The sequence below is a fragment of the Azospirillum sp. TSH58 genome, from assembly GCF_003119115.1.
Taxonomy (GTDB): domain Bacteria; phylum Pseudomonadota; class Alphaproteobacteria; order Azospirillales; family Azospirillaceae; genus Azospirillum.
On the sequence record NZ_CP022367.1, the window covers coordinates 788,536 to 800,436 of the forward strand.

The following is an 11,901-nucleotide window of genomic DNA, read 5'->3' on the forward strand; positions in this document are numbered from 1 at the left end:
AAGGTCAAACGATGATTGACCAATCCGACATCCTCGCCGCCCTGCGCTGGCACGTCGACATCGGGTGCGACGAAGCGATCGGGGACGAGCCCTTGGACTGGGCGACGCTGGCCGCCCGGCCGGCGGTGGCGCGTGCGCCGGCCGGCGCGTCGGCGCTGCCGCCCGCCGCGGCGCGCCCCGCCCCGGCGTCGCGGTCGGCGTTCGGTGGTCCCTCCGGCGCGTCGATGTTCGGTGCGCCGGTCACGGCGGACCTGCCGCTGGGCGCCAGCGAGGCCGGGGCGAGCGCCCGCGCCCGCGCCGCCGAAGCGCGCAGCCTGGAGGAGCTTGAGGCCGCGCTGCGCGCCTTCGACGGTTGCCCGCTGAAGGCGACGGCGATGAACACGGTCTTCGCCGACGGCAACCCCGCCGCGGACATCATGCTGATCGGCGAGGCGCCGGGCGAGGACGAGGACCGGCAGGGCAAGCCCTTCGTCGGGGTCAGCGGCAAGCTGCTCGACCGCATGCTGGCCCAGGTGGGACTCGACCGCGGCACGGTCTACATCAGCAACATCCTGCCCTGGCGCCCGCCCGGCAACCGGTCGCCCACCCAGGCGGAAATCGCCGCCTGCCTGCCCTTCCTGGAGCGGCACGTCGAGCTGATCGGACCGAAGGTGCTGGTGCCGCTGGGCGGCACCTCGGCCAAGACGCTGCTCAACCGGGCCGAGGGCATCACCCGCCTGCGCGGCCGCTGGTTCGACTACGCTTCCCCCGGCCTGCCCGGCCCGGTGCCGGTCCTCCCGATGCTCCACCCGGCCTATCTGCTGCGCAACCCAATCGCCAAGCGCGAGGCGTGGCGCGACCTGCTGACCCTGCGCCAGCGCTTTCCGGGCTGAATCACCGCAAGAATCGTTTTGCCCCACCCTGACCCTCCCCCGCTGACGCAGGGGAGGGGACAAACGGCGCTTCGCAAAATCCCCCTCCCCCTGCGCGGCGCTCGCGCAAACCCGCCATAGCGATGGTTAACGTCGCCCATTTCCTAAAATGTTCCGCTTATTGCGTTTATTCTTACACGGTCATTCGAACATTCGATATCCATAGACATTCCAAACATTACTCAAGTACTTCGAAAGATCGGATTGGTTTACCAAGTCGCCGCTATGCCGTTGCGCCAAACGGCACAGAAAGACCCATGACCTTGCGCCAAACGGGTCTTCCCACCGGGCTAGGGCCATTTTTCCGCCCCCACTAAGTTGCTGAAAACCCTTGCGAACAGACGGCCTCGACCGCTGTTGGGGAATCATCTTCTTGCGATTCCCGTCCACTGCGGTTATTCGAATACCATGTTCCGGATATTGTGCAGCGCAGCAAACACCGTCTCGCTGCGGCGGAAGGTCCTGGGAATGGCGGGGGTGGCGCTGGCGCTGTGCGCGGCACCCGACCCGACGGGCGGCTATCGCCCAGCCCAGGCCGGCCTTGTGATCCACGCGCCGGATGGACGACCCGTCGTCCCGCCGGGATTCGATCGCGCCGAGCAGAACCTGCTTCTGGCGACGGACGCCGATGCCCGCGCCGTCCAGCTGACGGAAGAGGACGCCCGCCATTACCGGCGCATCTTCGCCCTTCAGGAACGGGGGGAGTGGGAAGGGGCCGACTGGGAAATCCGCCTGCTGCACGACCGCCGCCTGATGGGGCACGTGCTGCGCCAGCGCTATCTGCACCCCGACCGCAAGGCGAGCTACGACGAGCTGGCCGGGTGGCTCCAGCGCTACGGCGACCTGCCGGGCGCGGAACGCATCCACGCGCTGGCCCAGCGCCGCGCCCCCGCCGGCCAGCAGCGCGCCCTGAAGCCGCCGCGCGGCGGCGACGGGGAGCGGCTGACCGGATCGCTGGAGCGGCTGGGCGGCCTGCGCCCCGAACCGCTGCCGGAGAGCATCTCCGACGAGGACCAGTCCGATCCGGACAAGAGCGCCGAGGCGGCCGAGGACAAGGGCGAGGACAAGGGCAAGATCACCGTCGCCCCGCGCAGCCGCACCGCCAGCCGCACCAGCCACGCCGCCCCGTCCCGCGTGACCGACCTGCTGCGCGCCGGCAAGCCGGGGGCGGCGCTCGCCCTGCTCAACCAGGACGATTTCGGACGCAGCCTCGACCCGGTGCAGTACGACCAGGCGCGGGCGCGCATCGCCGCCTCGCTCTATTATTCCGGCGACGTGACGCAGGCGCTGTCGCTCGCCTCGGCCAGCGCCGCCCGCTCCGGCCCGGCGGTGATCGAGGCGCATTGGATCGCCGGCCTCGCCGCGTGGCGGCTGAAGCAGTACGACCGCGCCGCCCGCCACTTCACCAACCTCGCCGAGGCCGGCCCGCAATCGCCCTGGCTGGCCTCCGCCGCCGGCTTCTGGGCGGCCCGCGCCCACGCCCGCCGCGGCCGCGAGGAGCAGGCGCGCATCCATCTGGCCGCCGCGGCGCGCTACCCCCACACCTTCTACGGCCTTCTCGCCCACCGCAAGCTGGGCGGCTCGGGCGATCTGAACTGGCGCACGCCGGAGCTGACCGGGGAGCATCTGAAGGCGCTGTCCGCCCTGCCCGGCGGCACCCGCGCCATCGCCCTGATCCAGGCCGGCCAGCGCGAGGCGGCGGAGCTGGAGCTGCGCCGCATCCATCCGCGCGGCGACGCGCTGGCCGAGCAGGCGCTGGTGGCGCTGGCCGACCGCGCCGGGCTGCCGGGTCTGGCGCTCCAGGTCGGCAACGCGGTGGCCGGTCCGGACGGCGCGCCCTACACGGCCGCCCTCTACCCGGTGCCGCACTGGAAGCCACGCGACGGCTTCGCCGTGGACCGGGCGCTGGTCTTCGCGGTGATGCGGCAGGAATCGCGCTTCGACCCGAAGCTGGTCAGCTCCGCCGGGGCCACGGGCCTGATGCAGATCATGCCCGCCACCGCCCAGCATGTGCAGGAGCGCAACGCCGACATCGGCGAGGCCGACGCCGCCCGCGCCGGCCTGTTCGATCCCTCCACCAACATGGAGCTTGGGCAGCGCTACATGGCGGAGCTGCTGAACAGCCAGGACATCGGCAACAACCTGTTCCTGCTCGCCGCCGCCTACAACGCCGGCCCCGGCACGCTGGCGCGCTGGCGCCGGGAGCTGTCGGACATCGGCAACGACCCGCTGCTCTTCATCGAGAGCCTGCCCTACGCCGAGACGCGCAACTACGTCGAAAAGGTGGTCGCCAACTTCTGGATCTACCGGCTGCGGCTGGGTCAGGAAATCGAATCGCTGGACGCCGTTGCGGCGGGCGGCTGGCCGGTCTATATGCCGGTGGATGTCTTCCCGGCGGCCCGGTCCACCCAGGTCGCGCAACACGGCGAAGCCCCCTGACCGAAGCCCCGCCATGCCGAAGATCGACGAATCCCGCCCGTTCCTGCCCGTCAACATCGCCGTCATGACCGTGTCGGACACGCGCACGCCCGCCGACGACCGCTCGGGCGACGCGCTGGCGGAGCGGCTGGCCGGCGCCGGCCACCGGCTGGGCGCCCGCGCCATCGTGAAGGACGACGTCGCCGCCATCCGCGCCCAGGTCCAGGCCTGGATCGCCGATCCGGAGATCGACGTGGTGCTGACCACCGGCGGCACCGGCGTGACCGGCCGCGACGTGACGCCGGAGGCGGTGGAGGCCCTGTTCGACAAGGCGATCCCCGGCTTCGGGGAGCTGTTCCGCCAGCTCAGCTACGCCAAGGTCGGCACCTCGACGATCCAGAGCCGGGCGACCGGCGGGGTCGCCAACGGCACCTACATCTTCGCCCTGCCGGGCTCGCCCAGCGCCTGCCGCGACGCCTGGGACGACATCCTGGTCTTCCAGCTCGACAACCGGCACCGTCCCTGCAACCTCGTCGAACTGATGCCGCGCCTGCGCGAGCATCAGGTGTGACCGTCTTCTCAAATGCGACTGGCACCGCCGGTCTTCACGCCGCCCTGACGCGGTTGCCGGCCTTCGCCGGTCTGCCGCCGGGCGCGCTGGAGCCGATGCCGCGCCGGGGCGTGGCGCACGACCATGTGCGGCTGGCGGGACAGGGTCTGGTCGCCCGCGTCCCGCGCTGGAGCCAGCTCGGGCTCGACCCCTTCGCCAATCTGGAGCAGCAGGCCACCGCCTTCCGCCGCGCCGCGCCGAGCGGCCACACGCCGGAGCTGGCCGCCGTCCTGCCGCCGGGGGCGGAGCTGCCGATGGGCGCGCTGGTGGTGACGGAGATCGTCGGGCGCCCGCCGCGCCTGCCGGGCGACATGCCGGCCATCGCGCGGGCGCTCGCCGCCCTGCACGCCCTGCCCCTGCCGCCGGACGACGAACGTGCCCCCCTGCCCGCCCCCGCCGACCCGGTGGCGGCGACCCTGGCCCAGGTGGAGCGGCAGGCGGTGTGGTTCGAGCGCGCCGGGCTGGCGCCGGACGCCCTGGCCCTTCTCGGGACGGAGCTGGAGGCCGCCCGCGCGGTCCGCTGCGCGGCGCCGATCCCCATCACGCTGGTCGGCAGCGACGTCCACCCCGGCAACTTCCTGATCGACGCCGCCGGCAAGGCGTGGTTCACCGATCTGGAAAAGGCCCAGTACGGCCACCCGGCCATCGACCTCGCCCACGCCAGCCTCTACACCTCCACCAAGTGGGAGCGGGAGGTCGCGGCGGTCCTCGCCCCAAACGAGGTCGCGGCGTTCCACGCCGCCTGGGAGGCGGCGGTGCCGCCCGCGCTGGCCGAGGCGGTGCGCCCGTGGCGCCGGCCCTTGCGCCGGCTGACCTGGCTGCGCACCTTGTCCTGGATGGCCCGCTGGCGGGTGGAGGGCGCCGCCCTGTCGCCGGACATGCCGGACTCGCTGGCCGCCCACATGGACGCCCATGCGATCGACGTTCTCCGTCCGGAGGTCATCGGGCGGGTCGCCGCGGAATGGCGTTAGCCGAAAGGCGCCCGAGACATGCGATGGTTCGGGCCGCAGCGCGGTTAACCCTTGCCAGCGGTTGGTGTTAGACTGAGGAATCGAGTTTCAGGCTTTCCTGATCCGGACTCCGTAGGCGTGCAGGTGGACGCGGCATGATGACATTCCGATTTGGGCGGACCCGATTTGGTCGGACGGCGCTCGGTGCCTTGCTCCTTTCCACGGCGGGCCTGCTGCCGGCCGGCCATGCCGCCGCGGCCCCTGCGGCGACGGAACGCCCGTCGCTGACCTCGGCGACCGGCAGCTATCTGGCCGGGCGCTTCGCCCAGCGCCAGGACGATTGGGCCGCCGCCGCCCTGTTCATGGCGCACGCCCTGTCCGCCGACCCCGGCGACCTGACGCTGCTGCGCCGCACCTACCTGCTGAAGCTGGGCGAGGGGCAGTTCGACGCCGCCATCGACCTCGCCAAGCGGCTGCTGGAGCAGGACAACGACCCGCAGATGGCCATCGCCCTGCTGGCCTCGGACAATCTGGCCCGCGGCAAGCTGAAGGAGGCCAAGGCCATGGCCGCGCGCATGCCCAAGGAGGGCATGGCGAAATACATCGGCCCGCTGATCGACGCCTGGCTGGCCGCCGCGGAAGGCAGGACCGACGCCGCGCTCAAGGCGCTGGAGCCGCTGTCCACGGCCAGCGGCTTCGCCGCCCTGCACGACCTGCACGCCGGTCTGGTGCTGGAGCTGGGCGGGCGCAAGGACGCCGCCGCGGAGCGCTTCGCCCGCGTGCTGGACAAGGAGGCGCCGCTGCGCGTCATCCAGATCGTCGGCAGCTTCTACGAGCGCACCGGCCGCAAGGACGAGGCGCGCAAGCTCTACGAGTCCTTCCGCGCCGGCAACCCCGACAGCCTGATGGTCGAACCGGCGCTGAAGGCGCTGGACGAGGGCAAGCCCGCCGCCCCGGTGGTGTCCGACGCCAAGCAGGGGCTGGCGGAGGCCCTGTTCGACCTGGGCAGCGCCATCCATCACGAGGGGGCGGAGGAGACCGCCCTGCTGTTCGGGCGGATCGCCCTTCATCTGCGCCCCGACCTGTCCCTGGCGCGGCTGATGATCGGCGACATCATGGAGAACCGCGACCACCACGCCGACGCGCTGGTCGAGTTCCAGGCGCTGGAGAAGGACCCGGTCCTGGGCTGGACCGCCCGGCTGCGCGCCGCCGAGAGCCTCGCCCGGCTGGAGCGCACGGACGAGGCCATCGCCGCCTTCTCCGCCCTGTCCGCCGAGCGGCCCGAGCGGACGGACGCGCTGATCCGGCTGGGCGACCTGTACCGCGTCGCCAAGCGCTACGGCGAGGCCGCCGACAGCTACAGCAAGGCGCTGGAGCGCATCGGCACGCCGGAGGAGCGTCATTGGGCGGTGCTCTACGCCCGCGCCATGTCCTACGACAAGATCGACCGCTGGCCGGACGCCGAGCGCGACCTGCGGGCGGCGCTGGCGCTGAAGCCGGACGAGGCCTTCCTGCTGAACTATCTGGGCTACAGCTACGTCGACCGCGGGCTGAACCTGGAGGAGGCCAAGAAGATGATCGAGAAGGCCGTCGCCCTGCGCCCCAAGGACGGCTACATCGTGGACAGCCTGGGCTGGGCGCTCTACCGCACCGGCGATTTCGAAGGGGCGGTGGAGAAGCTGGAGCGCGCGGTGGAACTGAAGCCGACCGACGCCACCATCAACGACCATCTGGGCGACGCCTATTGGCGCGTCGGGCGCCGCAACGAGGCCCGCTTCCAATGGACCCGCGCGCTCCGCACCGCGGAGGAGGAGCCGCAGAAGGAGGACATCCGGGCCAAGCTGGACAAGGGACTGGTGGACCCCAAGGCCGCCGAGGCCGCGGCCCCGAAGGTCCAGTAAGGTCCGGTCAGATCCGGTCAGATCCGGTCCGACCGCCACACAGGCCGCCCCCCCGGCCGGCGCGCAATCGTTCCCTTTACGTTCCGCTTTTCCGCGGCTATCCTGTCCCCATGGACGAGATTCCGCGGCAAGCCCTGAAAGGACGGGGGGCGATCAGCAACCTGACCTCCCGCTACGAGCGGGAGACGCGGGTGCTGGCCGACGACGGCTGGGACGGCAACGAAGCGGTGACGGAAACCGTCCCGACCCAGGTCTTCGACGACACCGCCCGCTCGATCCTGTCGAAGAACACGTCGCCCGACGTGATCTTCGAGCGGTCGGTGAACCCCTACCGGGGGTGCGAGCACGCCTGCATCTACTGCTTCGCCCGGCCGACCCACGCCTATCTCGGCCTGTCGCCGGGGCTGGATTTCGAGACGAAGATCTTCCGCAAGGCCCGGGCGGCGGAGCTTCTGGCGGCGGAGCTTCGCGCCAAGTCCTACCGTTGCCAGCCGCTGGCGCTGGGCGCCAACACCGATCCCTACCAGCCCATCGAGCGGGAGCAGCGTATCACCCGCGCCGTGCTGGAGGTCTGTCGCGACTTCAACCAGCCGGTGATGATCATCACCAAGTCGGCGCTGGTCCTGCGCGACCTCGACATCCTGGCGCCGATGGCGGCGAAGGGGCTGGTCAACGTCGCGCTGTCGGTCACCACGCTCGACCGCGACCTCGCCCGCCGGATGGAGCCGCGGGCCAGCACGCCGCAGCGGCGCCTCGCCGCCATGCGCGACCTGACGGCGGCCGGCGTGCCGGTGGCCGTGCTGGCCAGCCCGATGATCCCGGGGCTCAACGACCATGAGCTGGAAGCCATCCTGACCGCGGCGGCGGAGGCCGGGGCGACCCAGGCCAACTACATCCTCCTGCGCCTGCCGCTGGAGATCGCCGGACTGTTCGAGGAATGGCTGCGCGAGCACGCGCCCAACCGCGCCGAGCGCGTGCTCAGCCTGATCCGCCAGTGCCGCGAGGGGGAACTCTACCAGTCTCAATTCGGCAGCCGCATGAAGGGCTCCGGCCCGGTGGCGGAGCTGCTGGCGAAGCGGTTCAAGCTGGCCTGCCGGCGCCTCGGCCTCAACGCCCGCGACGCCGCCCTCAACTGCGCCGACTTCAAGCCCCCTCCGGCCCGCGGCGATCAACTGACGATGTTTTGATCGTTCCGTCCCGCGCGGACACGATCCGGCCCGCTCGGCGTTGATCGGGCGGCCGTCGCTGGGCTACCCTCCGCCGCCTGAACACGCCCGGACGGGCGTCGGACATCCGGGTCGCGGTTTTAAGGTCGAGGGAGACGGGGGTAATGGCCACGATCGGTGAAGTCCTGGCCGTCGCGTTCGCCGAGCATCGCGCCGGCCGTCTTCCCAAGGCGGCCGCTCTCTATCGCCGGGTTCTGGAAACCGACCCGGCGAACCCCAACGCCCTGTATCTGCTCGGCATGGCCGAGTGGCAGTCCGGCCGGCCGGCCCCATGCCTGATCCTGATCGGGCGGGCGCTTCGGCTCAATCCCGGCTGGATCGAGGCGCGCGTCAACCGGGCCACCATCCTCTACAAGGCCGGCCGTTCCGCGGAGGCCACCGCCGACTGGCGGCGGCTGACCCTCTTCGATCCGGGCCATCCGCAGGCCTGGCGCAATCTCGGCGACGCCTTCCAGGCCCAGGGCGATGCCGGGACGCCGCAAGCCGTCCAAGCGCTTCGCCATGCCGCCCGCCTCGATCCCGGCCTGGCCGAGCTTCATCACGATCTGGGGGTGGTCCTCCGCCGCGCCGGCCGGATCGACGAGGCGGTGGACAGCCTGCACCGCGCCATCGCGGTCAAGGCCGATCTGGCGCCCGCCCACATGAACCTCGGCAACACCCTGCTCGAACGCGGCGATGACGCCGCGGCCCAGGCCAGCCTGCGGCGCGCGCTGGCGCTCGGCCCGGCCAGCCCGGAATACTGGTACAACGCCGGCAACGCCCTGTACGCCCACGGCGATCCGCAACGGGCGCTGAGCGCCTACCGGCGGTCGGCGCGGCTCGGGCTCGGGCTCGCCCATGTGCGGGTGGCGACGGCGCTGAGCGAGCTGGGACGCCCGGCGGAGGCGGAGGCCGAACTGATCGAAAGCCTGCCGGTCCCCGGCGTCAACGTACCCCTCAGCATCGAGTTGCTGACCAACGTCTTCCTGCGGCGCGGCGGGCTGGCCGAGGGGCGGGCGTTCTTCACCCGGCTGGCCTCGACGCCGCTCGGCGGCGTGACCTATCGCGGCGAATGCCTGACGGCGCTGGCCGCGTTCGATCTGCGGGACGGCGCGCCACGGGCCGCCCGCGACCGGCTGGCGGCGGTGCGCGGGGACAACGGCTGGTTCTTCACCGTGAAGTCGCTCGCCGCCCTGCGCGCGACCCTGGCCGATCAGGGGCTCCAGCTCATCCGCCCCGCCGCCATGGAGGCGGACGGCGGGCACCGGCCCCCGCGCGTGACCTCGTCGTCGCTGGCCACCTGCGGCCGCTTCGCCCACACCGTCCTGGAATACATCCTGGTCCGGCTCTACGCCGAGAAACACGGCTTCCTGCTGGAGACGCCCGACTGGGTGGGCGGCGCCTTCTTCGAGCTGAACGACCCGCCGCCGAGCGGCCCGCTGCCACCGCTGCTGTTCGCCCGCCGCACCCTCAACGAGCTGGTGACCGGCGCCACGGAGCGGGCGCCGATCGCCGATCGCGACATCCTCTCGCCCCTGTTCCTGTTCGAGCACAAGCAGGAGTACCGGCGGCGGGTCCAGTCCTGGCTGACGCCGCGCCGGGTCTGGGCGCCGCATCTCGACCCGGCGATTGAACGGTTGCGGGCGGCGGGGAACACGGTGGTCGCGCTCCACATCCGGCGGGGCGACTTCGTGACGGCCAACTACCCGATCACCGAGACCGCCTGGTACGTCGACTGGCTGCGCGACTGGTGGCCGCGTTTCGACCGGCCGGTGCTCTATGTGGCCAGCGACGACGTCGCGGCGGTCCGCCACGCCTTCGCGGAGTTCCATCCCCTGACGCGGGCCGACGTCGTGGAGGAGTGGGCGGGGCTCGACTTCCTTCAGGATTTTCACGTGCTGATGAACGCCGACGTGGTCGGCACCAGCGCCGCCAGCGGCTTCAGCGTCCTGGCCGCCCGCCTCAACAGCCGTGCCCGCCTGTTCGTCGAGCCGGACGTCGCCGCCCGCCGCATCCGGCCCTTCGAGCCCTGGACGCCCTGACGCCTGCACCCGGACGGCTTCCGCCACGGGTCAGCGGCGGGACCGGGCGAGGGCCTGGAGAGCGGCGCGGACACGGCCGACGACGGGCGCCCACTCGCCCCGCCGGTCCTGGCGGAACAGGCGCATGGTCGGGTACCACGGCGTGCACAGCCCCTGGTCCAGCCAGCGCCAGTCGGGCGAGAAGGGCAGCACCGTCCAGACCGGACGGCCGAGCGCCCCGGCCAGATGGGCCGGCGCCGTGCAGGAGCTGATGACGAGGTCGAGGTTCTGCATGATCGCCGCGGTGTCGGCGAAGTCGGTGATCTCCGCGCCGAGGTCGGTGAAGGACGGCGGCAGCGGCCCGCAGGTTTCCAGGTCCTGCCGTCCCGCCCCCTTCTGCAGGCCGAAGACCGTGACGCCCGGAACGTCCAGCAGCGGAAGAAACGCCTTCAGGCGGGGCGAACGGATGCTGTCGGCCTTGAATTCGGGGTTGCCGGCCCACACCAGCCCCACCCTCAGCCCCGTCCGCGGCCCCGTCCGCAGCCTGGGCGGCGGCCCCAGGCGCGTCGCCCAGCGTGTCACCAGTTCCGGCTCGGCGCGCAGATAGGGTGTGTCGGCGGGGATGGTGTAGAGCATGGTGCCGAGGCGGTGCGGCAGGCTGGCCAGGGCGACATGCGCGTCGTGCGGCGGCGGCGTGTCGAAGCGGCCGACCACGCCCTCGATGCCCGGCATGGCGGAGAGCAGGCGGACGGCCTGACCGTTGCATTCGATGAAGACGCGCACGCCCCGCGCCTGAAGCTGCGGGGCGAAGCGGGCGAACATGATGGTGTCGCCCACCCCCTGCTCGTCATGGACCAGCAGGGTCCGGCCGGTGAGGTCGGAGCCGTCCCAGACGGGGGAGGAGAAGCTGCGCCGGGGCGACGGGAAGTCGGCCATGCGCGAGCGCCATTCATACTCGGCGAACCCCTCCTCCAACCCGCCCTTGAGCAGCAGCCCGAAGCCCAGAGCGGTGTGGGCCTCCGCCAGGGACGGGTCGAGCCGGACGGCGGCCCGCGTCAGGGCGATCATCTCGTCGACCCGCATCAGGTCGCGGGCCGCCAGCCCGAGGTTGAGGTGGGTGTGCGCCGCACCCGGCTGCATCGCGATGGACCGCCGGAAGCAGGCCACCGCCTCGTCGAGCCGACCGATATCCTGAAGCGTGACGCCCAGGTTGTTGAGGACACCGGGATCGCCCGGCGCGAAACCCAGCGCGCAGCGGTAGTAGCGGATCGCCTCCTCGATCCGGCCGAGACGGCGGTGGGCCATGCCCAGGTTGGCGTAGGCGGCGACCGACGACGGCGCCATGCCGAGGAGCACCATCAGCTCCTCGATCGCCTCCTCGGCGCGGCCGTCCAGGATGAGCGCCTGCGCAAGCAGCAGCCGCTGCTCGGTCAGCAGCGGCTTGAGGCGCAGCAGCCGGCGCAGCGCGGTCGCGGCATCGCCGTGCCGGCCCTGGTCCGTCAGCACGTTCGCGAAGTTGTTGAGCGCGTCGGCGGAGCCGGCGTCCAGCGCCAGGGCGCGCCGGCAGCAGGCCACGGCCTCGTCGCGCCGGCCGAGCCGCCGCAGCGCGCTGGCGAGGTTGGAGAAGCAGGCCACGTTGTCCGGGGCGGAGCGGATGGCCTGGGTCATCCAGTCCACGGCCTCCGCCGGCCGGCCGCCCTGGAGAGCCAGCGCGCCCAGGAGATGCAGGGCGTCCGGGTGACGGGGGTGGTTGGCGAGGACGCGCCGGTACGCGCTTTCCGCCTCGGCCAGCCGGCCGGCCCCGTGATGGGCGAGGCCCGCCGCGACGAGCGCCGCGGGGTCGGGTCGATCCAGGGTGGCTTTGCTGGGGAAGGCCATGCGTGCG

The 11,901-nt window shown here is 72.0% G+C and carries 8 protein-coding genes; 7 read left to right on the forward strand and 1 reads right to left on the reverse strand.

The window, feature by feature from the left end:
• Positions 1–11: 11 nt before the first annotated feature.
• The 7 genes from TSH58p_RS25190 to TSH58p_RS25220 all read left to right on the forward strand — a co-directional run bounded on the left by TSH58p_RS25190 (position 12) and on the right by TSH58p_RS25220 (position 10,037).
• Complete coding sequence (locus TSH58p_RS25190; RefSeq protein ID WP_109072766.1) at positions 12–872, forward strand: uracil-DNA glycosylase family protein; 861 nt, start codon at positions 12–14, stop codon at positions 870–872.
• Between the two features lie 507 nt (positions 873–1,379).
• Positions 1,380–3,350 carry a lytic transglycosylase domain-containing protein gene (locus TSH58p_RS25195; protein ID WP_109072765.1) on the forward strand — a complete coding sequence of 657 codons (1,971 nt, stop codon included), beginning with the start codon at positions 1,380–1,382 and terminating at the stop codon, positions 3,348–3,350.
• 13 nt (positions 3,351–3,363) lie between these two features.
• Positions 3,364–3,900 (forward strand): molybdenum cofactor biosynthesis protein B, encoded by a 537-nt coding sequence (moaB, locus tag TSH58p_RS25200; protein ID WP_014197702.1) that lies wholly within the window; start codon positions 3,364–3,366, stop codon positions 3,898–3,900.
• The gene (locus TSH58p_RS25205) at positions 3,897–4,910 is read left to right on the forward strand and encodes a phosphotransferase (protein WP_109072764.1); all 1,014 of its coding nucleotides are present in this window, start codon (positions 3,897–3,899) and stop codon (positions 4,908–4,910) included. Before moaB ends, TSH58p_RS25205 begins: the two co-directional genes overlap by 4 nt.
• Positions 4,911–5,098: 188 nt before the next feature.
• A complete protein-coding gene (locus TSH58p_RS25210) occupies positions 5,099–6,790 on the forward strand; it encodes a tetratricopeptide repeat protein (protein WP_247874314.1) in 1,692 nt (563 codons plus the stop codon).
• Between the two features lie 110 nt (positions 6,791–6,900).
• The gene (locus TSH58p_RS25215) at positions 6,901–7,977 is read left to right on the forward strand and encodes a PA0069 family radical SAM protein (protein WP_109072763.1); all 1,077 of its coding nucleotides are present in this window, start codon (positions 6,901–6,903) and stop codon (positions 7,975–7,977) included.
• Between the two features lie 143 nt (positions 7,978–8,120).
• Entirely contained in the window at positions 8,121–10,037 is a 1,917-nt protein-coding gene (locus TSH58p_RS25220; RefSeq protein WP_109072762.1) for a tetratricopeptide repeat protein, read from the forward strand.
• Between the two features lie 30 nt (positions 10,038–10,067).
• Here the strand turns inward: TSH58p_RS25220 and TSH58p_RS25225 are convergent, their stop codons facing one another.
• Positions 10,068–11,894, reverse strand: coding sequence for a tetratricopeptide repeat protein (locus TSH58p_RS25225; protein ID WP_109469530.1), 1,827 nt, complete (start codon positions 11,892–11,894; stop codon positions 10,068–10,070).
• Positions 11,895–11,901 lie beyond the last annotated feature (7 nt).

Excerpts from the sequence above, each read along its gene's own strand:
- TSH58p_RS25190 (WP_109072766.1), top strand. The coding sequence starts at position 12 with ATGATTGACCAATCCGACATCCTCGCCGCCCTGCGCTGGCACGTCGAC.
- TSH58p_RS25195 (WP_109072765.1), top strand. The coding sequence starts at position 1,380 with ATGGCGGGGGTGGCGCTGGCGCTGTGCGCGGCACCCGACCCGACGGGC.
- moaB (WP_014197702.1), top strand. The coding sequence starts at position 3,364 with ATGCCGAAGATCGACGAATCCCGCCCGTTCCTGCCCGTCAACATCGCC.
- TSH58p_RS25215 (WP_109072763.1), top strand. The coding sequence starts at position 6,901 with ATGGACGAGATTCCGCGGCAAGCCCTGAAAGGACGGGGGGCGATCAGC.
- TSH58p_RS25220 (WP_109072762.1), top strand. The coding sequence starts at position 8,121 with ATGGCCACGATCGGTGAAGTCCTGGCCGTCGCGTTCGCCGAGCATCGC.
- TSH58p_RS25225 (WP_109469530.1), bottom strand. The coding sequence starts at position 11,894 with ATGGCCTTCCCCAGCAAAGCCACCCTGGATCGACCCGACCCCGCGGCG.